The organism is Eubacterium aggregans (assembly GCF_900107815.1).
Classification (GTDB): domain Bacteria; phylum Bacillota; class Clostridia; order Eubacteriales; family Eubacteriaceae; genus Eubacterium_O; species Eubacterium_O aggregans.
Genome location: NZ_FNRK01000008.1, coordinates 90,134 through 115,871, shown reverse-complemented (window position 1 = coordinate 115,871; position 25,738 = coordinate 90,134). Strand labels below are relative to the sequence as shown.

The 25,738-nt window shown below is 49.2% G+C and carries 24 protein-coding genes; 2 read left to right on the top strand and 22 right to left on the bottom strand.

What is annotated here, in order from left to right; all coding sequences use genetic code 11:
• Positions 1-672, bottom strand: a complete 672-nt coding sequence (locus BLW33_RS06355) for a DUF4956 domain-containing protein (protein WP_090306562.1) — start codon at positions 670-672, stop codon at positions 1-3.
• Positions 654-1,394, bottom strand: a complete 741-nt coding sequence (locus tag BLW33_RS06350) for a polyphosphate polymerase domain-containing protein (protein ID WP_090306559.1) — start codon at positions 1,392-1,394, stop codon at positions 654-656. The genes BLW33_RS06355 and BLW33_RS06350 overlap by 19 nt, the downstream gene beginning before the upstream one ends.
• 210 nt (positions 1,395-1,604) lie before the next feature.
• Between BLW33_RS06350 and rbr the strand changes: the two genes are divergently transcribed.
• The gene (rbr, locus tag BLW33_RS06345; protein WP_090306556.1) at positions 1,605-2,204 is read left to right on the top strand and encodes a rubrerythrin; all 600 of its coding nucleotides are present in this window, start codon (positions 1,605-1,607) and stop codon (positions 2,202-2,204) included.
• A gap of 62 nt (positions 2,205-2,266) precedes the next feature.
• Here the strand turns inward: rbr and BLW33_RS06340 are convergent, their stop codons facing one another.
• From BLW33_RS06340 to dnaX, 13 genes are all read right to left on the bottom strand, one after another.
• Complete coding sequence (locus BLW33_RS06340; RefSeq protein WP_143032595.1) at positions 2,267-3,973, bottom strand: hypothetical protein; 1,707 nt, start codon at positions 3,971-3,973, stop codon at positions 2,267-2,269.
• Positions 3,974-3,991: 18 nt separating this feature from the next.
• Positions 3,992-4,996 carry a tryptophan--tRNA ligase gene (gene trpS, locus BLW33_RS06335; RefSeq protein ID WP_176966646.1) on the bottom strand — a complete coding sequence of 335 codons (1,005 nt, stop codon included), beginning with the start codon at positions 4,994-4,996 and terminating at the stop codon, positions 3,992-3,994.
• Positions 4,997-5,011: 15 nt separating this feature from the next.
• On the bottom strand, positions 5,012-5,824 hold the full coding sequence (murI, locus tag BLW33_RS06330) for a glutamate racemase (protein WP_090306549.1): 813 nt from the start codon (positions 5,822-5,824) through the stop codon (positions 5,012-5,014).
• A gap of 53 nt (positions 5,825-5,877) precedes the next feature.
• The gene (locus BLW33_RS06325) at positions 5,878-6,543 is read right to left on the bottom strand and encodes a Crp/Fnr family transcriptional regulator (RefSeq protein WP_090306546.1); all 666 of its coding nucleotides are present in this window, start codon (positions 6,541-6,543) and stop codon (positions 5,878-5,880) included.
• A 374-nt stretch (positions 6,544-6,917) separates the two neighbouring features.
• Positions 6,918-9,386, bottom strand: coding sequence for a DsrE/DsrF/DrsH-like family protein (locus tag BLW33_RS06320; RefSeq protein WP_090306543.1), 2,469 nt, complete (start codon positions 9,384-9,386; stop codon positions 6,918-6,920).
• 256 nt (positions 9,387-9,642) lie between these two features.
• Positions 9,643-11,730: an elongation factor G gene (fusA, locus tag BLW33_RS06315; protein WP_090306540.1), complete on the bottom strand. Its 2,088-nt coding sequence runs from the start codon at positions 11,728-11,730 to the stop codon at positions 9,643-9,645.
• Between the two features lie 202 nt (positions 11,731-11,932).
• On the bottom strand, positions 11,933-12,289 hold the full coding sequence (locus BLW33_RS06310; RefSeq protein WP_090306537.1) for a DUF948 domain-containing protein: 357 nt from the start codon (positions 12,287-12,289) through the stop codon (positions 11,933-11,935).
• Positions 12,290-12,292: 3 nt separating this feature from the next.
• On the bottom strand, positions 12,293-12,709 hold the full coding sequence (locus tag BLW33_RS06305) for a YtxH domain-containing protein (RefSeq protein WP_090306534.1): 417 nt from the start codon (positions 12,707-12,709) through the stop codon (positions 12,293-12,295).
• Positions 12,710-12,788: 79 nt separating this feature from the next.
• Positions 12,789-13,070: an HPr family phosphocarrier protein gene (locus tag BLW33_RS06300; protein ID WP_090306531.1), complete on the bottom strand. Its 282-nt coding sequence runs from the start codon at positions 13,068-13,070 to the stop codon at positions 12,789-12,791.
• Between the two features lie 64 nt (positions 13,071-13,134).
• The gene (gene ptsP / locus BLW33_RS06295) at positions 13,135-14,865 is read right to left on the bottom strand and encodes a phosphoenolpyruvate--protein phosphotransferase (RefSeq protein WP_090306594.1); all 1,731 of its coding nucleotides are present in this window, start codon (positions 14,863-14,865) and stop codon (positions 13,135-13,137) included.
• A 21-nt stretch (positions 14,866-14,886) separates the two neighbouring features.
• On the bottom strand, positions 14,887-15,486 hold the full coding sequence (gene recR / locus BLW33_RS06290; protein ID WP_090306528.1) for a recombination mediator RecR: 600 nt from the start codon (positions 15,484-15,486) through the stop codon (positions 14,887-14,889).
• Complete coding sequence (locus BLW33_RS06285) at positions 15,487-15,846, bottom strand: YbaB/EbfC family nucleoid-associated protein (protein ID WP_090246773.1); 360 nt, start codon at positions 15,844-15,846, stop codon at positions 15,487-15,489.
• A 107-nt stretch (positions 15,847-15,953) separates the two neighbouring features.
• Entirely contained in the window at positions 15,954-17,633 is a 1,680-nt protein-coding gene (dnaX, locus tag BLW33_RS06280) for a DNA polymerase III subunit gamma/tau (protein ID WP_090306527.1), read from the bottom strand.
• Between the two features lie 164 nt (positions 17,634-17,797).
• Here dnaX and BLW33_RS06275 point away from each other — a divergent pair, with 164 nt between their 5' ends.
• A complete protein-coding gene (locus BLW33_RS06275; RefSeq protein ID WP_242911609.1) occupies positions 17,798-18,700 on the top strand; it encodes a DMT family transporter in 903 nt (300 codons plus the stop codon).
• 18 nt (positions 18,701-18,718) lie between these two features.
• Here BLW33_RS06275 and BLW33_RS06270 read toward each other — a convergent pair whose 3' ends face one another.
• From BLW33_RS06270 to BLW33_RS06240, 7 genes are all read right to left on the bottom strand, one after another.
• Entirely contained in the window at positions 18,719-19,465 is a 747-nt protein-coding gene (locus BLW33_RS06270) for a hypothetical protein (protein ID WP_176966645.1), read from the bottom strand.
• Positions 19,465-20,235, bottom strand: coding sequence for a ParA family protein (locus BLW33_RS06265; protein ID WP_090306521.1), 771 nt, complete (start codon positions 20,233-20,235; stop codon positions 19,465-19,467). Before BLW33_RS06265 ends, BLW33_RS06270 begins: the two co-directional genes overlap by 1 nt.
• Before the next feature lie 120 nt (positions 20,236-20,355).
• A complete protein-coding gene (locus BLW33_RS06260; RefSeq protein WP_090306519.1) occupies positions 20,356-20,904 on the bottom strand; it encodes a BMC domain-containing protein in 549 nt (182 codons plus the stop codon).
• A gap of 63 nt (positions 20,905-20,967) precedes the next feature.
• On the bottom strand, positions 20,968-21,921 hold the full coding sequence (locus tag BLW33_RS06255; RefSeq protein WP_090306515.1) for a DUF7973 family transport facilitator: 954 nt from the start codon (positions 21,919-21,921) through the stop codon (positions 20,968-20,970).
• 23 nt (positions 21,922-21,944) lie between these two features.
• Positions 21,945-23,270: a 4Fe-4S dicluster domain-containing protein gene (locus BLW33_RS06250; RefSeq protein ID WP_090306512.1), complete on the bottom strand. Its 1,326-nt coding sequence runs from the start codon at positions 23,268-23,270 to the stop codon at positions 21,945-21,947.
• Positions 23,271-23,284: 14 nt separating this feature from the next.
• Positions 23,285-24,694, bottom strand: coding sequence for an aldehyde dehydrogenase family protein (locus BLW33_RS06245; protein ID WP_176966644.1), 1,410 nt, complete (start codon positions 24,692-24,694; stop codon positions 23,285-23,287).
• 24 nt (positions 24,695-24,718) lie between these two features.
• Complete coding sequence (locus tag BLW33_RS06240; RefSeq protein ID WP_090306509.1) at positions 24,719-25,729, bottom strand: cob(I)yrinic acid a,c-diamide adenosyltransferase; 1,011 nt, start codon at positions 25,727-25,729, stop codon at positions 24,719-24,721.
• Positions 25,730-25,738 lie beyond the last annotated feature (9 nt).

Here is a 25,738-nt window from a genome sequence, read left to right as displayed (position 1 = left end):
CTACAGGGTGGTGGAAATGGTCTGTCCCCGCCCGCAGATCACCGTCAGATTACCATTTCGACAGCGGATGGCATCGATCATTTCCTTTTCAATCGCTGTATTTTTAAGCATCACCACATATTCCAGCTCGTACATACTCCCCAGATTGGTGGTTTTCACAGACTGAAGCTCTGCTTTTTTAAGATACTTCTGAAACACATCGTCAAAGATATCGGTATAATCCAGGTTCTCCGGGATGAGGATGGTCAGGCGCTTCTCCAGGCTTCGGCTCTTTGCCGGGGGAATCAAATTGAGGAGGATAATAAAGACCCCCACAATAATGGCCATAATCACCCCAAAGAAAACCTGGCCCATGCCCATGGCCAGGCCCACGGCCATGGCGTAGAATATACTGGCAATCTCCCGGGCACTGCCGGGCACGGACCGGAAACGCACCAGGCTAAAGGTCCCCAGTACCGCGACAGAAGTTCCCAGGTTACCACTGGCCATCATAATAACCATCTGGACCAGTACCGGCATTACCGCCAGGGTCAGCACGAAGCTGCGGGTATAGCTCCCTGTCTTCATGTGGACCAGGGCGATGAGAAAACCCAGGATCACCGCCGCCGCCGTACAGATGAGGGCACTGCCGATGGTCACCCCGGTGGTGGTATTTATGATACTCGTAAACATGGTGTTCTCCCTTCCATTCCATGGGTGGCTTTATAAATATTCCCTACCTTTGAAAAAGAGGTGGGGTAAATGGCCAGCTCGGACAAAATGTCCACCAGCCATAGAGGAAACGCTCCCTCAACCTTAATTTCCAGCAAAAATTGTTCCTTTTTAAGCAAAGGTTTGCCATAGTCCCCTAACCCCAGCCACAAATCGTCCTCCCGGCTGCGGATGCCGTGGTCAAAGGTCATGCGCAGCTCCGGGTCCTCATTGCCAAAACAGGCGATGCGGTCATAGGCGATGAACACCTTGGGTATTGGATGATAAAAACTGCGACAGTAGTCCAGCTCCCGGAGGATCTGCCGATCCTCTGGCTCCACCTGGGGCAAGGGTCCTCCAGCCATAAAGGCGCCGGCCTGGGTCAGAGTCAGCGGAATCCGGCGTTTATAGACCACCTTCCGCCATTTCTTTTTAATTTCTAAAAAGACGGTATCCTCCGGGCCCGGTACACCATAGCTGCGCAGGCGGATTTTTTCCTTATACTTCGGACCTTCAATGGACCGTCGAACCATCTCATTCCCTGGTGTATCGTAGTATATATTACAAATGGTGTGCAGACCATAATCATCCACTTGCACATGGGGCTTTAGTCTCCTCACCAATTCCCGATATTGCCCTTCCGATAATAAATACTTTTTTTCAACCCGCTCAAAAACACAGCCGGGTTGTAATGCCTTTGTCATCAGTCATTCCTCCAATCAATGGTATGGCCTTATTTTACGAAGAAAATGTGTAGGCTCTTTGATTGGAATTTGATGTTTTCGTGAATTTTACCTGTTTTTTACTTAAATCTACCTTACTACACCTTATATTTATTCTAAATCTTACTTTCTTTTTTTATTGGAAAGACGTATAATATAAGTATTGATTTTAATGAGTAAGGGAGGATTACAATGGGTAGATTAAAAGGTACAAAGACTCTGGAAAATTTGATGAAGGCATTTGCCGGTGAATCACAAGCACGCAACCGTTACACCTTCTTCGCATCAAAGGCTAAAAAAGAAGGTTATGTCCAAATGCAGGAAATTTTCCTGGAAACCGCAGCCAATGAAAAAGAACATGGTGAAATGTTCTACAAATATATCGTCGCCTCTGAAGCAGAAGACGGTGGCTGTGTTGAAGTCAACATCGATGCCGGTTATCCGGTTGCACTGTCAGATTCCACTTATGACAATCTGATCCACGCTGCCGAAGGCGAAAACGAAGAATGGGCAAAATTATACCCTGCCTTTGCCGCCATTGCAAAGCTGGAAGGCTTTGACGATATTGCCAGCACCTTCATCCATGTTTGTGTGGCTGAAATGGCCCACGAAACCCGTTATCGCAAATTAGCGGAAAACATCAAAGAAGGCCGGGTATTCACCCGTGTCAGCCCCACCAAATGGAAATGCGGCAACTGTGGCTATATCCACGAAGGCGATTCTGCACCCCAGCTTTGCCCTGCCTGCAAGCATCCCCAGGATTATTTTGAACTGTTTGTAGAAGCCTACTAAAATTTAATGCAATAAAAAGAGCCATCCAGGGATGACAGCATCCTCTGTGAATGGCTCTTTTTTTAGTGGGCCTTAACCCATTTTTTCTTAAGTTGTCCTCCCAGCCAATAGAGACACAGGAATTCCACCACCTGCATCAGTGTACAGGCTGGGGAGGTGTAGTTATAAATATTATAGGGATAGTCTCCCACCATCCAGGAGGTAAACCAGACCACCCCAGCCAGTAGGACTAAACTGCTGAGGAAGAGTCCAGTGATCACCAACAGGATCGGTAAATCCTCAAGCTGCTGATGCCTGATTCCCCGGATGACCTGTACCAGCATGACTACCCAGGCCACACCGGCAAGCACTGCCAGGGCCGTTCCACTGGCCTTATACAGGCTACCCACCCCAGAGAAAATCTTCTGGCTCAGGCCCCCAACCTCACCCTGGATAGTCGCCCCGATATTTTCATCAGGATTAAAACCGGTCTCAGGATACAGTGTCAGGTTATTGGTGATGACCTCCATGGTGCGAATCCGCTCCATTGGGCCCGTAGAGGGCAACAGCCTGCAGGCGTATTGGGCATAGCTTATAATATCCAGAAAGCCGTTTTTAAAATTCTCGGCTAAAAGGGGAACATCCTCTGCCGTCATCCCCCGGGCAGCACCGGAAATATAGAAACTATTCCGCTTTTGAAGCCGGCCGTCGGCGTAGGCCGCTGACAGCTCAGCATTAATCTGGCTACAGGTTTTTTCCAGGGTAGTAGCATCCGCAAAGGCACCGCCTCGGTAAAGACCATCCCGAAGAGCCCAGACCGTGATATCTCCCGCAATGCCCCGATCCTCCGGGGTACTTCCCCAGGCTTCCAAGGCTTCATCGATGGCACCGGACATTTTCGCTAAGGTCGGACTAACGGCGTAGGCCTGCTTTAGCATATCCTTGGAGATCCACACAGCCACGTCCTCCTGACCATCATCCACATGAATGAGCTGGGTGATCATTTCGCCAAAGGCTGTGCCAGTCCGGTTGTTAATCATGTATTCCCCATAGACCACCTTGTTGATCATCCCCTGGCCAACCTGAACCATCCCCAGGCACAGCAGGGGGAGGAGGAGGAGCCCGAGCTTTTTCGTTCCCGCACGCCCTTCAGCCCTCCAAATGGTAATCCCGGTAATCCCAAGGGCCACCACCACAAAGGGCAATAGCCAGATGGTATCCTCCCGGATGTTCCAGAAGTAGGCGAAGGATAGGCCCAGGCCCAGGCTCCAGGGCCATAGTCTCCGGCTGGAATGCCCACAGCGGATATAGAGTCCAATGGCAGAGCCCAGTACTAAAAGGAGGGCTGGAGCCAAAATAGCGTTACGATATACCATCCCTGAAATCTGAGTGTCAAAGGTAACCGGGGAGTAGATTAAAAAGAGATAGAGGGCCAGCTGCCCATATCCATTCTTTACCCAGGGCTTTAGGGCATGGACAAAGAAGGCGGCTGCCCCAACATTGCACAGGGCCAGGGTGAGGGCGTAGGGCATTCCCACCAGATAATTCACCGCCAAAAATAAGGGGAAGGAAAGTCCCTTAACACAAACCATCAGGGTAAAGGGGCCCATCCATTGCCCGGCGGCCAGATACGCGGCATAGCGCACCATTAAGAAATCATCATGACTGGTTTCTCCCTGCATCACCAGGGGCATTTTCTGGGCCAATACCAACCGTAAAACGGTCAGTAAGGCCACTCCGATGATTGCCGCCAGCCAGGGCTTACGCATCGCCCTCCAGTCGCGCTTCATGACATCTCCCAAATCATTCTATTTCACCGTGACAAAGCCGACCTTACGCCGGACCTTGGACAGGGTCTTTCCAGCGATACGCCCGGCCTGTTCGGCACCGTGCTTCATAATGGATTCCAACGCACCCTTATCGGACAACAGGCGATGGTATTCCTCCTGAATGGGATGAATGGCATCGGCCACCACTTCCCCCACAGCTTTTTTAAAATCACCATAGCCCTTTCCCTCAAAGGCCGCACTGACTTCTTCCAGGGTCTGGCCCGTGGCACAGCCATAGATTTCCATGAGATTGGATACCCCAGCCTTATTTTCCCGGTCATAGCGAATGACGGTTTCTGAATCCGTCACTGCCCGCTTGAATTTACGGATAATGGTATCTGGATCGTCCAGCATGGATACAAAGCCATTGATGTTTTCGTCGGACTTGGACATTTTACGCACCGGGTCCTGGAGACTCATCACCCGGGCGCCGGCTTCCCCAAACCAGGGCTCCGGTACCTTAAAGGTTGGGGAATACTGACCGTTAAACCGTTCGGCAATATCCCGGGCCAGCTCCACATGCTGCTTTTGGTCGCTCCCCACGGGCACCAGGTCTGTTTGGTACAGCAAAATATCCGCTGCCATGAGCACGGGATAATCGAAGAGTCCCACCCGAATGTTATTTCCCTGCTTCTTGGACTTATCCTTAAACTGAGTCATCCGGGACAGCTCACCCATATAGGCCGAGCAATTTAAAATCCAGGTGAGCTCGGTGTGGGCCGGCACCTGGGACTGGACGTATAAAATACATTTTTCAGGATCGATGCCGATGGCCATAAGCAGTGCCATACATTCGTAGGTCCGGCGACGCAGATCCGCGGGCACCTGGGGAACAGTGATGGCGTGAAGGTCTGCCAGGCAGAACAGGCAGTCATGGTCATTCTGCATAGGGACCCAATTTTTCATGGCCCCAAAATAATTCCCGATGGTGAACATACCCGAGGGCTGGATGGCCGAGTACACAATTTTCTTTTGATCTTCCATAATCTTTCTTTTCTCCTAAGCTTTATCAATATCCAGCACGGCTTGATTCAGGCTGTGACACCGGATATCTAAATAGTCTACCATATCGCAAAATATTTTATAATCTGCCTGAGTCCCGGTGGTGTAGATTTCGGTTTTTCCACCAGCATCCATCCCACTAAAGGCATCCTGGGCGGTGAGTTTCTCCCTCAAAATATCAATTTCCTTGATGGCCGGATTGATAATGGTAAATTGGGGGTATAATTCCGCGATGGTCTCTCTAACGATGGGGAAATGGGTACACCCCAAAAGCAGCACATGGATATCCCGTTCCTCAATGAGGGGATCAATGGCCAGATGAATGTGGGTTCTGAGGAGCTCAATCTCCTCGGGATAATTATTAATGACTGAGGCCAGGGTTTTTGTCCCCTGTTGAACAAAGACGACCTGATCCGTCAGCTGGCGCAGCACTCGGGGGTAGGCCCCATTATTGACCGTTGCCCGGGTAGCGATGAGTCCAACCTCCCCGGTTTTACAGGTTTCCATGGTGGCCAGGCATCCTGCTTCCACAATGGAAAATAAGGGAACCTTGGCAGTAAGCTGTTCCATCAGGGAAGAGATGGTATTACAGGCCAATAGGATGGCCTTTACCCCCCGTTCCTCCAGGAAACGGATATCACTATTGGCATATTCTATAATGGCGGCATTATCCAGCTCGCCATAGGGCATCCGCAGGGAATCCCCCAGGTAAATGAGGTTTTCTCCCGGCAGGCGCTGCTGCAGCTCCCGGAGAACCGTAAATCCCCCGATGCCAGAGTCGATGAGCCCAATGGGGCTTTGATTGGTCATAATGACCTCCTTACTAAAGACCGGTCTATTATATCAATTGCGGGTTACCGGGGTCAAGGGGTGGCACATAAAGACCTCAGTCCTTGCCCATCGATGATGTCCACACTCCCCCGGGAGAGCTTAACCCATCCCTCCTGCTGGAAGTTTTTAAGCATCCGCGTGACCACCTCCCGGGCGGTGCCCAGATGCCTGGCGATTTGGTCGTGGGTCAGGGGCAGGTGAGATGTTCCTGACCGCTGGTACTCCGAGAGCAAAAACGTGGCCAGACGGACATCAAAGCGCTTAAACAGTACCTGCTCCATGAGCCACATAACCTCTGAAAAACGCTTTGCCATGAGGCGGTTGGTGTACAGAGCCAGGGTGGTGGAATGCTCCATGAGGTCCTTGTAAACCGGCGCTGGAATCACCCAATAGGCACTGTCCTCCCCGGCCTCTATGGCAATATCGAATTGCATTTCTTTGAGCATACAGGACCCGGTAAACAGGCAGATTTCCCCAGGGCCCAGGCGATACAGGGTAATCTCCCGCCCTTCCTCGGACATAATAAAGGCCCGCAGCCACCCCGAGGACACCACTAAAAGCCCTAGGCATTCCTCTCCACCGTCGTGGATTAGGGTGCCCCCAGGGACTAATCGATGCACCGCAGCCGCCGTCAACACCGATTGCTCCCCTTCCGTTAGCGCATCCCAAATGGGAAAAACCTCACATAATCGCCCCATGGGCCACCTCCTCTACAAATCCATGCTTCCCACACTTCAATATTTTCATTATACCGTCCCCAGAAAAGAAGTCAATACAAAAAGACCTGCGGTCAGCAGGTCTTGAAGGTGCGAGGGTTCGTCCGCTACAGTTTGTGGCGGTGGGTCGGCTGTCACAGTCGCGGCGGTATCGATAACCAAAGGCAGGATGGACATATCTTTCACGTAAGTCTGCATCGGGGCGGACTGGAGTATGTTCGAAAGTGCGTAGCAGTTTCGGTAACATACCCTGTCCGAATCCGCAAGCAGACGAAGTGAAAGCATATGTCCAGCATGCCGCCCAGACAGAGAGCTCACCCTACCGCCACAAATCTTCGCGGACGAACCGACCTCCCTTATATAAACAAGTTGACGTTGGATTCCTCGGCATCGCCCAGGTAGGCCCCCACGCCGGCGTAGGTAATCCCGTCGATGAGCTCTTCCTTCTTGATGCCCATGACATCCATACTCATGGTGCAGGCCACCAGCTTCACCCCATTGTCCATGGCCTTTTGCATCAGGGTCTCCAGGGAATCCACATTTTTATCCTTCATAATCTTCTTCATCATGGCTGTCCCCATGCCTAGCATATTCATTTTAGAAAGCTTGAGCTTTTGGGCGCCCCGGGGCATCATCACGCCGAACATTTTTTCCATCATGGATTTTTTAACGGCCTGTTTCTGGGGCTTGCGCAGGGCATTCAGCCCCCAGAAGGTAAAGAACATAGTCACCGGACGGCCCATGGCCGCGGCACCATTGGCAATGATGAAGCTGGCCAACACCTTATCCAAGTCTCCGCTGAACACCACCATGGTCTTGCCCTCTACCACGCCAAGGGCATCGGTCTTCACCACCGGCTTTCCTGCCCTTCCCTTTTGCAAAAGGGCGGTATAAACCCCACCACCTTCACCAGTTTCCAGCAGGGTATTCCCCGTCCGCCGACACCAGGCCGCAATATCCTGGGTAAAGCCAGGGTCCGAGGCCTGAACCTCTAAGGTATCCCCATCGGCCATTTCACCCATGGCTTCAAAAACCTTCATAATGGGTCCAGGGCATTGAAGGCCGCTGCAATTGATCTGAATACAAGCTGCTTTAGATTGGTTTGGGTGAGACATGGATTGACCTCCTGTGGGTACTGCGGCCTGGGGTTCCCCCAGGGCTTCATAATGGGTGGCACGATAAAATTTCATGCCCCCGGGATAGACCAATGCACGGGTGAAGCCATGGCCGGCTAAAATACGGGCGGCATTGTACCCCCGGACACCGATGGCACAGAACACCACCACCGGGGCAGACCGATCCTCCCCCAGCTCCTGGAGTCGATCCCGGAGCTGGCCCAGGGGAATGTGAATGGCCCCGGGAATGGCACTGACCATACACTCGGCATCCTCTCGAACATCTAAAACGGTATACTCCGGATGGGTCTCTAAAATATCCCAGGGGGTAAAGGCTACCCGCCCGGTCAGCACATTTTCAGCCACAAAGCCCGCCATGTTCACAGGGTCTTTGGCTGAGGAGTAAGGGGGGGCGTAGGCGGTCTCGATGCGGGTGAGATCGTCAATGCTGCCCCCCAGCCCCAAAACCACCGAAATGGTGTCGATGCGCTTATCCACACCATCCCGACCTACAATCTGGGCGCCCAGAATCCGTCCCTCTGGGCGGGTGAAGAGCAGCTTGAGGGTCAACGGGGTGGCCCCGGGGTAGTATCCGGCATGGCTATTCTGGGTGATGATGATGGTCTCATAATCCTCTCCCTTTACCAGGCCATCGGCCATCAAGCGTTTTTCATTATGACCGGTGGAGGCTGCGGTTAAATTGAAGACCTTGGCCACTGCAGTCCCTAAACTTCCGGCGTACGCACTTTTTCCTCCGGCCAGGTTATCAGCGACAATCCGCCCCTGCTTATTAGCCGGGCCAGCCAGGGGGATCATCCCCTTGGAACCATCCACTCGGTCCACCACCTCGACGGCGTCTCCCAAGGCGTAGATATCCGGGTCCGTGGTGACCATTTCCCCGTCGGTGATGATACCCCCCCGGGTTCCCACTGCCAGTCCCGCATCCACAGCCAGTTGGTTGTTGGGACGCACCCCAATGGCTAAAACCACGCCATCGGCAGTGATGTGGGTGCCATCTTCCAATAAGACCTTGACCTTCCCGGCAATATCCTCAAATCCGGTGACGCCCATGCCCAGGTGTAAATCCACCCCCTTCGCCACCAGCTCACCCTGAACCAGCTTGGCCATTTCCAAATCCAAGGGGGCCATGACCTGGTTCAGCTTTTCTACTAAGTGTACGGTGACACCGGCTTCCCGAAGGTTCTCTGCGACCTCCAGTCCGATGAAACCGCCGCCTACCACAACCATTTCTCCGGCACCGCCTGCCCCCAGAAGTGATTTGATACGATCCATGTCCGGCACGGTCCATAGGGGCATGATTTTGGGATGATCAATACCTGGCAGGGGGGGCACAATGGGAGATGACCCCGTAGCCAGCACCAATTTGTCATAGGGGACGGTAGTCGTCACCCCGGCTTCTAAATCCTTTACCTCCACCGTGTGGGCCCCACGATTAATGGCCACCACCTCATGGCGCACCTGCACTGCCACATTGTATTTCTTTCCCATTCCCTCGGGGGTGTTCAAAAGCAGGGCATCCCGGGAGGCAATAACATCCCCCAGATGATAGGGCAGCCCACAATTGGCGTAGGAAATATACTCGCCCCGTTCGTAAATCGTAATTTCAGCGTCCTCGTCCAGACGGCGCAGACGGGCGGCCGCACTGGCACCACCTGCCACGCCTCCCACGATAATAATGCTTTTCCCCATGATGATATCCTCCGTTTACTCACTTTTTTCTCATTATACCCCCTGCACCTATAATTTTCTGTGATATTATCACTAAAGTACAACTCGTTCCGCTTTGCTTCACTCGTTCACGGCTGCGCCGTGTAAAGGCACGGTCAACAAGGCTCTTATAAAAGCAAGCTTTTAACGTTCCTTATTAACCTTCCCTTTGTACTTCTGTTAGCTTACGCGTAAAAAGACCGACACCCCGAAGAGTGCCGGTCTTAGATTCAATTCATTATTTCTTTGCTTCCTTAGCCGCCTGGGCTTCCGCCACGACCTTATCCGACACCATGGAAGGTGCTTCTTCGTAACGGACGAATTCCATTTCGAATTCCCCCCGGGCCTGGGTCATGGAGCGCAGCTCTGTGGCATACTTAAACATTTCTGCCAAGGGTGCCTCTGCCGTAATGACCTGCTTACCGCCGTCAATGGGTTCCATCCCCATAATCCGTCCCCGCTTTTTATTAAGGTCGCCCATAATATCGCCCATGTAGGCTTCTGGCACGGTAATGGTCAGCTTGTAGATAGGTTCCAACAGCACAGGAACCGCATCCTTCATGCCCTTGCGATAGGCCAGGGTTGCGGCCATTTTAAAGGACATTTCGTCAGAGTCCACAGCATGGTAGGAGCCATCGTACAGGGTCGCCCTTACGCCGGTCACAGGGTAGCCGGCCAGTACACCCTCTACCATACAATCGGCCAAGCCTTTCTCGACAGCGGGGATAAAGTTCCTTGGGACCGAACCACCGACCACCTTATCCACAAATTCAAAGGCATCGTTGGGGTCGTTCCCAGGTTCAAAGGTGACATATACATGTCCGAATTGGCCGGATCCACCGGATTGCTTTTTATGTTTCCCTTCAGCATCCGCTTTTTTACGGATGGTTTCACGGTAAGGCACACGCATGGGCTTCAGCTCAACCTCCACCCCAAATTTTTGTTTCAGGCGATTACAGATGACCTCCAGATGCATTTCCCCTAAACCCGACAGCAGGGTCTGCTTGGTTTCATTATTTCGGTAGGAATCCATGGTCGGATCTTCTTCCTTCAAGCGATGAAGGCCCGTGGCCAGTTTATCAATGTCCGCTTTATTCTTCGCCTCTAGGGCCATGGAAATGACCGGTCTCGGCATATCAATGGGGGGATAGACAATGGGGTCTTTGGGCGTACACAAGGTATCCCCGGTGACCGTGTGGGCCAGTTTGGAGAAAGCACCAATATCCCCGGCTAGCAGAGCATCAACATCCAACTGTTTGTTCCCCCGAAGGACGTAAATATGGCCAACCTTTTCTTTAAGTTCCTTATTGGCATTATAAATCTCAGTCGTGTTTTCCAGAACACCGGACATCACCTTAAAGATGGACAGCTTACCCACAAAGGGGTCTACGATGGTCTTAAAGACCTGGGCTGAGAAGGGGGCATCCCCATTACAAATCCGTTCGATTTCTTTTTCGTCTTTAGGATCCTTCCCAATGGCAGGCGCACTGTCTGCCGGTGAAGGCAAATAGGCGATCATCATATTTTCCAAGGTTTCCACCCCGATATTCTGAACCGCTGAGGTACATAATACCGGAATTAAATCCCCCTCCAGCACCCCGGTACGGATGCCGTAGTGAATTTCATCCTCGTTGAGCTCTTCGCCTTCGAAGTATTTTTCCATGAGTTCTTCGCTGGTCTGAGCCACGGATTCCATAATCATTTCCCGGTAAGGCTCCAACTCTTCCTTCATATCATCCGGTACTTCCACGTCGAAGCAGCGGTTGTCCTTTCGTTCTGAGCCCGTCATATCGACGATGTTAACCACACCGCGCATCGCTTCTCCCTCGCCCATGGGAAGCTCCAGAGGGATCACCTTATTGCCAAAGGCTTCCTTCAGGCCGTCCATGACTTTGGAAAACTCTGCATTTTCACGGTCCATTTTATTGACAACAATAAAGGCCGGAATATCGGCCTGGGCCAAAAGTGCCATGGCTTTTTCGGTCCCAACCTGGACGCCCGCCAATGCATCGATAACGATGACGACGGCGTCCGCCACTCGGAGTGCGGCGTAAGCATCACCAATAAAATCAAAATAGCCTGGAACATCAATGAGATTGATTTTATGTCCACCATATTCCACTGGAACAATGGACGATGAAATTGAAAACATCCGCCTCTTTTCTTCAGGATCAAAATCGGCCAGCGTATTTCCTTCATCGATTCTGCCCATTCGATCCACAGCACCTGCATTAAACGCCAGCGCTTCGGTCAACGTGGTTTTTCCACTTCCTCCGTGTCCTAACAATAGGACGTTTCTGATGTTTTTGGTCGGATAAGTCTTCATGTGATTTCCCCCTTGATAGATTGCATCCCGCGGGATGCGGGATATTTAAGTGATGTCTCTATTTTAGACTATTTTAAACAATTAATCCAGAATTATTATGCTTTTTTGTAAAGGTGATTCATTTTCAATGCAGATGTAAAATGCCGAAAATAAAACAGGGTCGCACAAATGGTACGAACCCTGTTTTTTGTGATTCCAACAGCTATGCTGCTTTTTTCTTTTTTCTCTTCCCGGTAACCTTGCTGATGCCACTCATCACCTTGACCCCCTTGCCCACAATATCGACAACCGGGGTGATGATTTCATTGGTCAAGCTGTCCACGGTTCCGTGAACGTCCTCTAGAATCGATTCTGTTGTCTCTGCCATATCAGTGGTTTTATCCACAATGATTTTGACATTAGAACGGTTTTCTTCCATCATCTTATTGGCCGTATCCATGGCAAGGGCCAAGCTTTTAAACACCTTGACCAGATACACCGTGCCAATCACAATGGCAATGGCAATAATGAGTACCGCTACCTCCCAAAGGGTAAAACTGAGGGTGATGGTATTGGACATAGATTATGCCTCTTCCTTATCGTCATCTGCTTCCTCAGCTTCTGCGGGTTCTGCTTCTGCGTCATCTTCTGCTTCAACCTCATCGGCTGGTTCATCATCCAGAGCCGCCAATTCTTCATTGAGTTCATCAATATCCTGATTGACCTCATCCTGGATTTCCTGGATTTTATTTTCAATTTGGGTCTTATACTGGTTTACACGATCCGTCAACGAATCACTGGCATCCTGGAGTTGTTCTTTAAGCGTTTCACCATATTCCACTGCCTGGTCATACATATCCCCAAAGGATTCCTGAGCCCCTTCTTTGATCCGACGTCTGGTGCTTTCTCCGGATTCTGGTGCCATCAGTACCCCCAAGGCGCCTCCAATAACCGTACCAATGAATAATCCACCAATGAAATAACCTGTTTTGCAACTCATTCCAGCTTCCTCCTCATTTTTAATATAATCTACTATACGCCGTATTCCTTTAATTTCTCATATAATTACAAGAAAAAACCTAATGCCGATCCTTCTTGACCTCGCCAAAAGCAGATTCCACCAGATCAACCAAAGCCTTTAAAGCCTCACCTTCATCGTCGCCATTGGCTTCAATGCTGATGGTACTCCCCTGGGCAATACCGCCAGACATGATACCCATAATACTTTTGGCATTGATGCGGAGATCCCCCTTAACCACATCAATATCCGACTCAAATTTTCCGGCGGTCTGCACAAAAAGCGATGCAGGCCGGGCATGAAGCCCCGTTTGGTTAATGACCGTCACTTCTTTGCTTACCATAACTATCCTCCCCTATGAAATACTATATCCTGGATGGACCCATTGCCCATCTCAACGTCTGCTATTAGACGATTTTGATATCCAATTCGTTTAATTTTGCCTTGATCATGGCCTGTACTTCTTCACCCGTTTCCAAATCCAGGGCTTCTTCGGCGATTTCTTTTGCCGTTTCGAAGCTGACGCTGCGAATGATTTTTTTGACCTGTGGGATGGACGGCGCACTCATGGAAAACTCATTAAGACCCAATCCCAAGAGAACTAACGTCGCATAGGGATCTCCTGCCATTTCCCCGCACATTCCGGTGAATTTACCGGGATAACTATCCGATGCTTCAATCACCTTACGCACCAGCCGTAAAATGGCCGGATTCAGGGGATCGTACAGATAGGAGACCGTCTGGTTCATGCGGTCCACCGCCAGGGTGTACTGGCAAAGGTCATTGGTTCCAATGGAGAAGAAGTCCACTTCCTTGGCAATAATATCCGCGGTAACCGCTGCTGATGGAATTTCTACCATGATCCCAATACCAATTCCCTTATCATAAGCAACGCCTTCCGCATCCAGTTCAGCCATACATTCAGCCAATATCTCTTTGGCCTGGCGCACTTCCCCGATCCCGGAGATCATGGGGAACATGATCTTTGCCGTGCCGTAGGCCGATGCCCGGAGGATGGCCCGGAGCTGGGTCTTAAACATTTCCGGCCGTTCAAAGCACAGACGAATGGCCCGGAGTCCTAAGAATGGGTTCATTTCTTCCGGCAGCGGCAGGTAAGGCAGTTTCTTATCTCCACCGATATCCAGGGTTCGGATAATGACTGCGCCACCTTTAAAGGATTCAATAACGGTCTTGTAAGCCGCAAATTGCTTTTCTTCATCGGGCATGACATCACTGTCCATGTACAAGAACTCGGTGCGATACAGGCCAACGCCTTCTCCACCATTATTGAGTACCCCTTCGACATCTGCAGGGGAACCAATATTTCCCACCAACTCTACCCGGTGGCCATCCTTGGTCACTGCCGGCTGTTCTTTCAGCTGGCTCAGCTCTGCCATGTAGGCTTCATAATCTGCCTTCTTCTGCTGGTATTCTGCCAATTCCCCTTCTGAAGGATCGACAATGACCTTGCCCTGAATCCCATCGACAATAACGGTCTGACCATTACCCACAACACTGGTAATGTCTTCCAGTCCAAGGACAGCAGGGATTTCCAGACTCCGGGCCATGATGGCAGTATGGGAGGTCCGGCTTCCAATATCTGTGGCGAAACCCTTCACCCGTTTTTTATCCATTTGAGCCGTATCTGAAGGTGCTAAGTCCTCTGCAATGATAATGGTATCTTCATCCAAACTGGAGATATCCACATTATCAACCCCCATGATATTGTTCATGACCCGGGTTCCAACATCCCGGATATCTGCCGCACGACCTCTGAAATAGGGATCGTCCATGGCATCGAACATATCATAGAAGCGATCGGTAATGACCTTAGTGGCGTAAACCGCACTATAATGACTACCATTAATCTCACCGACAATGCTATCCACAAATTCTGGATCTTCTAACACCATGGCATGCGCTTCAAAGATTTCAGCTTCTTCTGCACCCAAATCGGCGGCAGCTTTTTCTTTAATCGCTGCTAACTGGGCCTTGGATTCCGTCAAAGCCGCTTGCAAACGGGTAATTTCTCCCTCGGTATCCGTGATCGTTGTCTCTTCAATATTGAGCTCGATCTTGGCGTATACAAATGCCGTTGCAATGGCAATACCGGATGATGCAATTATTCCTTCTTTAATCACGATACTGTTCCTCCAAATTTATATTTCTTTACGCCCTTCCAGGGCTTTAATAAGCGTTATTTCATCAATATATTCTACATCTGCACCAATGGGCATCCCCTTAGCCAGCCGGGTAACCTTTACCCCAGAAGGCGTAATCAGGTTTCCCAGATACATGGCCGTTGCCTCACCCTCTGGTGTGGGATTGGTGGCCATGATAACCTCCTCGACCCCGTCAGCTGCCAGGCGCTCAATAAGCTCCCGAGCCTTAATATCCTGGGGCCCGATCCCCTCCAGGGGGGAAATGACCCCGTGGAGCACATGGTATACCCCTTTGTATTCCCTGGTTTTTTCAATGGCGTAGATGTCCTTGGTACTTTGTACCACACAGATAGTATGCTGATCTCTTGCTGGATCGGCACAGATATCACACTCCGCTTTATCCGTGATCGAAAAGCATTTGGGACAGAGATGTACCTTATCCTTCACCCCCATCAGCGCCTCAGACAAACCGGTGATATCAGTCTCTGGAGCATCAATTAAATGGAACGCCAAACGCTGGGCCGTTTTTTCCCCAATCCCCGGCAACTTTCCCAGTTCGATAACCAAACGTTCGATAGCTTGGGGATAGAGTCCCACTTAGGATAACCCCGGAATGTTCAGCCCTCCGGTTAGCTTGCCCATTTCGTTGCCGGTTAGTTCATCTACCTTTGCCAGGGCATCATTAACCGCTGCAACAATCAGATCCTCTAACATTTCAACGTCATCCTCATCAATGACATCGGGGTCGATGCTGACACTGGACAGCAGCTTGCTTCCTTTAACTAAGACCTTCACTGCACCACCGCCGGCACTGCCTTCAATCTCTGTTTCTTCTAAGGCCTCCTGGGTACGGGCCATTTCTTCTTGCATTTTCTGAATCTGTTTCATCATATCGTTCTTCCCAGCAGGCTTCGGTCCGCCCATTCCCCGGGGAGCACGTCTTTTTGTTTTTGCCATCCAGTTCCTCCTAATTTATACAACAATCTATTTGGACAAAATTATACCATTAAACCGCCAAATAATCACTGCTTTCATTGATTTTAATCGATAATCAAGGAATTTTTTTAATTAATTTCTGTTACAGGAATTTTTTCATCACCCAGGATCGCCTGGGTTTTTTCCAGAAACGTCATTTCCTCATAATCCTTATCCACCACTTTAATGGAAAAGTGTACCTTTCGACCCGCAATACCCTGGGCTATCTCCTGTAGCAGATCAATTTGATCCCCTAGCATACCTGCAGGAGCCTCTCCATCCGGGGCCATAAACTGAAGGACCAGCTCGTCCGGCCCAGCTTCACATAAACGTCCTTTTAGGAACATCCCCCGGAGCAGCGGACTAATGCCATTGTGCATGGCCCGGGCGATACCATCGATATCCAGTCGTCCCTCTGTCCCCGAATTTCTCGTGTTAGACGACACGCGTGATTGTGCAGGTTCTTCTTCTCCCCTTATCCTGCTTTCCTCGGGCGACCGCTCCGCTGGTATACTTTTCACAACGGTGCTTTCCTGGGATGTGGTGGGCATTGCCACCCTTTCCGTCACCGCTGACGGCGACCTTTCCTGTTGTACCCTTTGTTGCTTTTGCTCCGGTGCTGTGGCGTTCGCCCTTATCGCAGCTGCCCCTTGGGACCCCGTAGCGACAACGGGCATGGGCACACATTGCTTGAGCACGCTCATTTCCAGCACTGTGGACGCCAGGTCATTGTAGCGCAGCTTCTGACGATCCTCAATAAAATCGGTCACCATGGTGAAAATGCGCCTAGGGGGAATTCCCTGGCACTGGTCGGTCATCTCCCGGATTTCAGACTCACCCCGGCCCAGGATATCCCCAGCCCGGCTTCCCGCAGCCATGACGACCGCCAAATTCCGCAGGCAATCGATTATCTGCCCCATAAGCAGTGAACTATCCACCCCCTTCTCCCGCAGCTGTTCTAAAATGGCCAAAGCTTCGGGGGCATCCTCCTTGAGCATCGCGCCGACCAGATGACTGATCGTGTCCTCGTCCGTCAGACCCAAAAAACTGAGAACTTGCTCTGAGGATATGGGCGCATTTCCCTGGCGGATATCGATGACCTGATCTAAAATGCTCAGAGCATCCCGCATGGAGTGATCCCCCCGGCGAGCGACAATTTCCAGGGCCGCAGGCTCCATTTCCACCCCAACGTCCTTTAAAATATTAGCCATTTGCCCCACAATCATTTCCTGGGAAATCGGTCGAATATCGTAACGCTGACACCGGGAAAGAATGGTTGCTGGCAGCTTGTTTGGTTCTGTGGTTGCCAGAATGAAAACAATGTGACTGGGGGGCTCCTCCAGGGTTTTAAGCAGAGCATTAAAGGCTTCCTTGGTGAGCATGTGGACCTCATCAATGATGTAGACCTTGTACCGCCCAATTTTAGGTGGATATTTTACCTTATCCCGAATATCCCGGATTTCGTCCACTCCCCGATTGCTGGCTGCATCAATTTCGATGATATCCATCACACCAGGTTTTTCAATCTCTGTACAAACGGCACAAACGTTGCAAGGATTCCCATCTTGGTTATCCTGGCAGTTAATGGCCCGGGCGAAAATTTTCGCAATGGAGGTCTTCCCCGTTCCCCGGATGCCTGTAAAGAGATAAGCGTGTCCGACCCGATCGGAGAGGATTTGGTTTTTGAGTATTTGTGTGACAAAGTTCTGACCGACGACAGCATCAAAGGTCTGCGGTCTGTATTTACGATATAGCGCCAGATAGGCCATGGCATCCTCCAATCTTCTCGTTATTTGTTTCTATTTTAGCATAATCTGCTCCCCTTTGGGGTATTAGTTTGTGTTCTGCAATTTCTTTCAGCACAATCCTGTATTAGAGCTTTACCCCCTGGGAAATATCCGTTATAATGAATAATCATACACTGGAGGTCGACGTGAAAACTTCAACCAAACATTCGATTTATGCTAAAATCACCTTGTTCGCGGCTGCTTTAATCTGGGGCAGTTCTTTTTTCGTCATGAAAAATGTGGTGGATGTTTTTCCGCCGAGTTTGCTTTTGGCCATACGATTTACCATCGGATTCGTGCTGTTGTCTCTATTTTTCTTTAAGCGGCTTAAGAACCTGAATTGGGAATATCTTAAAATTGGGGCGGTCATCGGTTTTTTCCTTGCGATGGCCTACGGCATTCAAACCCTAGGTCTAACGGATACCACCCCTGGGAAAAACGCTTTTTTAACCGCGGTATACTGCGTCATCGTTCCTTTTTTATATTGGATTGTCGATAAACGCCGACCGGATGGGTATAATATTCTGGCTGCTTTTTTGTGTATTGGGGGGATTGGCCTGGTCAGCCTAAGCGGCGGCTTTAGTATCACCTTTGGGGATTCCTTTTCCTTACTCAGCGGGTTATTCTATGCCTTACACATCGTGGCCGTAGCCAAGCTCGGCATTGGTCGGGATATGACACTGATTACCATTTTACAATTCGGCTATGCGGCGCTCTTCTGCTGGATTATCGGTTTGACCACAGAAACCTGGCCCACGGTCATTCCCTCGGATTGTTTTTATCAGCTGGTTTATCTCGGGGTTTTCGCCACGACCATCGCCCTTTTATTCCAAAACATCGGCTTGAAATGGGAGAATCCTTCATCCGCCTCCATCATTCTCAGTCTGGAATCCGTATTCGGTGTCCTTTTCTCGGTGTTATTCTACGGCGAGCAAATGAGTGGTCGTTTATTCCTGGGATTTTTCATCATTTTCATTGCCATTATTATTTCTGAAACGAAATTATCTTTTTTACGAAAGAATCCCGTAAAAAAAGACCCGATGCCTTAGCATCGGGTCTTCTAATTTTTAAAGGAGATACATGGGCAATTCTTTCATTGCCTTTTTCTTAGCCGCTTCCGCTTCAGCCTTTGCCCGGGCCTCAGCCTCTGCTTTTTCTCGAGCTTCTAGTTCTGCTTTTGCCGCAGCCTCTGCTTCAGCCTTCTTTTTGGCTTCTGCCGCTGCTTTCGCTTTGGCTTCTTCCTCGGCCTTTTTCTTGGCTTCCGCCGCCGCCTTCGCTTTAGCTTCTTCCTCAGCCTTTTTCTTGGCTTCCGCCGCTGCCTTCGCTTTAGCTTCTTCCTCAGCCTTTTTCTTGGCTTCTGCTGCCGCCTTCGCTTTAGCTTCTTCCTCAGCCTTTTTCTTGGCTTCCGCCGCTGCCTTCGCTTTAGCTTCTTCCTCGGCTTTTTTCTTGGCTTCTGCTGCCGCCTTCGCTTTAGCTTCTTCATCGGCCTTTTTCTTGGCTTCTGCTGCCGCCTTCGCTTTGGCTTCTTCATCGGCCTTTTTCTTGGCTTCTGCCGCCGCCTTCGCTTCGGCTTCTGCATCAGCTTTTTTTCTTGTATCTTCTGCCGCTTCTTTCAGAATAGCTGCATTGTCTTGTTCCTTCGGTGTCACTGCTTCTTTTACCTTTTTCTTTAAATCGTCCACCAAACCCACAGTTTCTTCCCCCATCTTCTTGGTTTCTTCTTCAGCAATGACCTTCGATGCAATTTCATTTTTTTCTTTAATGGTGCTGTTATGATTCTTTAGTTCTGATTTAAGCTTACTTTTCCGTGCCATTAAAATCCCCCTTTTGCTTCAATCTCTTTGAATAATCGTTGATAATCCTCAGCTCCCCTTGCTTTGGGCTTATATTCAAAGATGGATTGTTTGAATATGGGCGATTCCACCAAAGAAATATTCTTTCGAATGGTGCTATCCATAAATCGCTCCCCAAAGGCGGCTTTCAAATTATCGTACTGCAAATTATTTATATTATTCCGTGTGTCATGGAGGGTTGCAAAGAGTAAGGAAATGCTTTTGCTAACTCCAAGGGATTTACTGACATATTCCAGTGTTTCCTCCAAAAGATGGACTCCATCCACGGCATAATATTCCGTTTGAACCGGAATGAAAATATCATCCGTGATGATCAGCGCATTGGTGGTGACAATACTAAACGATGGTGAACAATCGATAATGCAGTAGGCGTAATCATCCTGGATTTCTTCAAGCTTTCGTTTCAAGACGAACTCCCGACCGTACATGCTCGCCAGACGCGGTTCGATGGTGGCCATTAAAAGACTGGACGGTATGATATCGATGTTATCCCGTACTGGATAAATGACCTCATGCACATCATTTTCGTCCGTGAAGAGATGATAGATACATGGGCGATCCAAATCATACTCCATGAGAGAGTTGGTCAGATTACTCTGCATATCACAATCAATATATAACAGTTTCTTTCCCTGTGCTTTGAGCTTTTCCCCTAAAAGGAAGCCCAGATTTACCGCAGAGGTCGTTTTACCGCAGCCTCCCTTTAGATTAAAAAAACTGATTGTCTTCACGTGGTCCACCTTTCTTGATGGTTTTGTTTTTTATAAGGGCTCTTTTACAAAAGCCTTTGTAAAAAACAAGTCCGAATCGATTTAGGCAGGGCCGAAGCCCCGCCTAAACACATTTGTGTTCTAGAAGATAACCTGCTTGATATCCTTATGAGGTGAAGGAATAACGGAGTAACTTGTAATAACACCGTATTCTTCCATTTCCACCTGAGCAGCCTTAACAGCTGTTTTAACAGAGGAAACTTCCCCAGTCAGTAATACGTATCCTTTACCACCTAAGCCACGGGCGATTCTGATTTCAATTAAGTCAACATTTGAAGACTTCACTGCTGCATCAGCCACCACAATTGAGGATATCGCATTAATTGTTTCAATAATACCAAGTGATTTGACCTCTTCGACTTCCCCCGCACCCAATAAAGCGGGTAGCACATCCTTATGGATGTTCGGAATAACGTGGGATTCGAGAACATAGATTCCACCGACATGTTCTCCGTTCTTGATTGAAGATCTTACGGCTCCAACATCGCCGGAAATAAGGGTAACATATTTCCCTGGGCAAAGTGGTGAGGCCGAAATTAAATCAACATTACCGGATTTCAACATCTGATCAGTGGCTTCGATACCGATAGGAATACTTTTAAATTCAATAAAACCTATTGCTTTTTTCAAAATACCACTTCTTTCTTTACTGTGAATAGTTAATCCTAGAGATTAAAGGCTTTGTCTTAATGATTATGCAGCAAACACGCCAGCTGCTGGGAACATCATTGCCAGCAGGCAGAAGTTAACTAACTGCCATACCCAGATGGTTGCGGCAGGAGGGTCAATGTGAGAATCTGCATAGCTATTGAAGGTCATGCCCATGAATTCACCCCATAAGGAGGTGATGACACCCATCACAGCACCGCCGATAACGGCGACGAAGGGATTAAGGGTAGCCATGAACAGGATCATTGCGGTTGTACCGGCAGGCAGGATAACATGGTGATATCCTTCGAGAGGAAGACCCATGCACAGGAATGCCAAGGACACAGCAGCGATACCGAAACCGATAACGCCAATGTTGCTGAAGAGAGCTAATGCAGCAGCATCGCCATCAGCAGCTAAAAGACCTAAGCTGGCAGCAGCACCACCAATGGCAACACCGATACCTAAACCAACGACGATTAAGAAGGAAAGACGTTGCCCAGATGGGAAGAATTTCCGCGGTTCTGCACCGTCATATTTGCCGATAACACCAGATTTTGTGAAGATAAGGCGAACGAGGATGCCGGAGATAACAACTGTTAAAGCAACAGTATCTGTCCAGCCAACCAGGCCAAAGACCATTCCGCCAAGAACTGCACTAAGCAGCCACTGAATAACAAAACCAATAATACCAAAGACACCACCCATTACTAAAACCATAGGATCCTGGGTCTGGAATAACGGAGTTACGATATCTTGACCATTGTCCAGAACGCCTTTTTGTTTAGCGTAGGCAGCAGCAGCGACAGCACCACCAAAGGCCACGTGAGGCCCAAAGAAGGAACCGAAGCTGATAAAGGATACGATGGGTGCACCAGCTTCACCACCGAAAACGGCAGCTAAAACGGTTAACCCTGTAAATACGAATGACGGAACCCCGCCGATTGCAGCAGCCAGAAGGCCGCCGCCAAATGCGGTAATTAACATTGTGAAGTCCATAATTATCCCCCTTGTTTAAATATTTAGGACTCGATGGTAATAACACCATCTTTGATGGCCGTTACCCTGCCATCAATACTTGCGAACAAGCGTGCGCTGAGTTTGCCTTCTGGAATTTCTCCAATCAGCTGTCCCCGCTTCACTTCATCGCCAACACTGACGACCGGTTCTGCTGGTGCACCAATATGCTGGCCTAACTGTAAATTGACCGCAGTGAAGGTCTTTTTACACTCTACCATTGGAGCCGGTTTATCATAAGCATCTAACCCCAGACGCGTAATCAGACGATGGACATCGTACTTCTTATCATCTTTAAAGGGATCTGCTTTGTCAGGATGGTTGTGGTGCGGGTTTTTAATTCCCTTTGCACCCAGTTCGCGTTTGAGTACCTGGTTGAACTTCCAGGGTTGGAGGTCCATAACACAGGCATATTGACATAAGCCACATTCACAGCATAAGAAAGCGTTGGTGGCTTGGGTGGTCATATCGCAGGTCGAACCATAGGCTGCAATCCGCATCAATTTATGCGGTTCCAGATTATGGCCGAGTGCATAGCGCGGACACAGCTCCGTACACAATGAGCATTGCATACAAGCCATTGCCGCTAATTTGATTGTATCCTGGACACTTTTGGTCTTAGATATAATCAAAGAGTGGTCTTTCGGTAAAACGATCAACCCCTTCGTCCCCTTCGTAATGAAGGAGTCAATATCAACAATTTTCCCCATCATGGGTCCGCCATTGATAATAACGAAATCAGAAATAGTGGGTCCCCCCGCCAATTCCAAGGCTTCACGCACCGTAATTCCCAGAGGTACCTGGGTGGTAATTTCCTTTTGGACGCATCCCGTCACAGTTATATATTTGTCAATGACCGGTTTTTCGTCTACCATCATATCATAAATATTTAAAAGTGTCTCTACATTAATGACTAAAGTTCCAACATTTAATGGAATACCACCTTCAGGGACGATTCTACCCGTCGCATCATACACGAGGGTTTGTTCGTCTCCTGCCGGATAGAAATTGTTCATGATATGGAGCTTAATGCCAGGAAATTGTGGAAGTTCCTTATTCAGAGCCCCAATGGCCGGCGTGTATTTCTTTTTTAAACCGACGATTCCTTGCTTTGCGCCGGTTTGATCCATTACGGCTTTGAGAGCCACCAGCATGTGGTGGGCTCTCAAATCCATAAGTTGTTGATCAACCCTTAACAAAGGCTCACACTCAGCACCATTCACGATCACAATTTCAACTTCAGCATCAATTTTCACATGGGTCGGGAAAGTCGCCCCACCAGCACCGACGATGCCGGCACTTTTGACAATTTCAACTAAATTTGAGCTCATGAATAACACTCCTGTTATTTAATATCAAATCCTCCAACCAAGACACATCTTCTTCTTCTGGCAAAGGATTTTGCAGATGTCAGACCTTCACCGGTCGGTCCAGCAATCGTGAATGTGGTATAACCTTCTCCACCTACCCCAATACCGGCATAGGACGGACCATTCTTTACAAAGATAGTCGTCTGGATACGCTTGGACATTTCAGTCAGCTTATCCACATTTTTGGAGTGCATAATTGCAGTATGGCGATTACCATGTTCCAGTTCACAGGCCAAATCGATACCTTCATCAACATTTGCGACACGGACGATGGGCAGGATAGGCATCATTAATTCTTCAACGACCAAGAGATGATCAGCCGGTGCTTCCATAATCAGCACACGCGTATCTTCCGGTACATCAATGCCAGCAGCTGCGGCAATGTATTTTGCACTCTTACCCACGAAATCACGGCTCAGTCTTCCTTCAGGGCAAACCATGTCTGCCAGGGCATCAATGACCTTTTTGTCAGTGATTTCGAATGCACCATGTTTTTTCATGTTGAAGATCAGGTAATCTGCGACCTGGTCCACGACGACAACTTCTTTTTCTGCGATACAGGGCAGGTTATTGTCGAAGCAGCAGCCATCGACGATATCCTTTCCGGCCTTTTCAATATCAGCAGTTTCATCAACCAGGGCTGGTGGGTTACCCGCGCCAGCACCAATGGCTTTTTTACCACTGGACAGAACAGATTTAACAACCCCAGGACCACCGGTAGCACACAGCATTCTGATCTTTGGATGGGCCATCATAACCTGAGAGCTTTCCAAAGTCGGTGCTGCGGTTGAAACGATCAAATTAGCAGGACCGCCCACAGATTTAATGGCTTCATTGATGAGCTTTACACAGTAGTTACTGGTCTTAACAGCCTTTGGATGGGGAGCGAAAACGACAGCATTCCCGGCTGCTAACATCCCGATGGAATTATTGATAATGGTTTCGCTGGGGTTGGTGGTCGGTGCGATTGAACCGATGACACCAAAGGGAGAGAGTTCGAGTAAGGTTAACCCATCATCTCCGGTCCAGGCTTCTGCCATTAAATCTTCCATACCCGGTGTTTTATCAGCGGCTAAGTACTGCTTTAAGAGCTTATCTTCAAAATTACCCATGCCGGTTTCTTCCACTGCCATCTGGCAAATGGTTTCTGCATGGTCTTTCTTCTTCATGGTTTCCCGAATGGCTGCAATCATTTTTGAACGCATTGCCAAGGGTAGCTTCATGTATTCTTTTTGAGCTGCAAAGGCAGCATCAATAGCATTGTTCATGTCCTGGAAGATGCCACATTCGCCATCAACAACAGGGACGTTGTTTTCTTCTGCGAAGTCGATGCTTTCCATTACTTTTTTGACAATCTGTTCAATGCCAGTTGTATCAATATTCATCCTGTCAGTCCTCCTTATAAGTTGTTACTTTGACTCTAAAATCGCCAGACCCGCTTCTGCAATGGCCATATCTTCATCAACGGTCCCGCCGCTCACGCCGATTGCACCAATCTGTTTTCCATCCACCATAAGGGGATAACCGCCACCAAAGGTCACGATACGCCCATTATTTGTGAATTGAATTCCGAAAAGTGGGCTGTCTTCTTTTGCAAGATCATGGGCTACGCTAGTCGGGCATTTCAACGCGTTCGCTGTAAATGCCTTATTTTGCGAAATATCGATACTTGCTAAAAGGGAATCTTCCATTCGTTCATAATAAGCAAGGTTTCCACCAGTGTCCACACAGGAGAAAACAATGGGAACCCCCATAGCTTCAGCCTTTACTCGAGAGGCAGCAGCTATACGCTTTGCAATGGTGAGCAATTTCTTCGGATCTTCTTGGGGCACACCAGATGTTTCAGTGCCTCCGCCTAAATCGATTTTGTCTCCCATTCCCTTTACAACTTCCCTTATCGTTTCTTCAAACTCTTCTGTCCGAGCCAGAACGAAGAGCAAGTCGGACAGACGATTAGCAAACTTGACCATTTCCGGACGAACATCCGGCTCCTGGCTACGGTAAGTCACAATCCGTCGCTCTCCACGCCTAACCACCGTCCGTGCATAGTGCAGTGCAGCAGAGGCAGGGTTTTTTCCTGGAATGATAAAGGCTTTTTGCTGTCCGATGATGGCCAGATAGTGCTCCATGGTACTTTCCATGAAATCAATGTCAGACTGCTCAATGCGGTCTGTTAACATTGCACGTCCCTTTTCATCACTAGCGAGTTCAGCGCCTAGAACAAAAATTCTTTCCTGTACATGGTGGAGGATTTCTCGGATATCATCGTCTTTCGACAATGCGTAAGCCATACCGATGGCTGAATTGGCTTCATCCATGGTCCCATAAGCTTCTACGCGAATGTCGTCTTTGGGTGTGCGGTTACCACCGAACAAGCCGGTTTCACCTTTATCGCCACCACGTGTATAGACGTTCGGCATTCACTATCC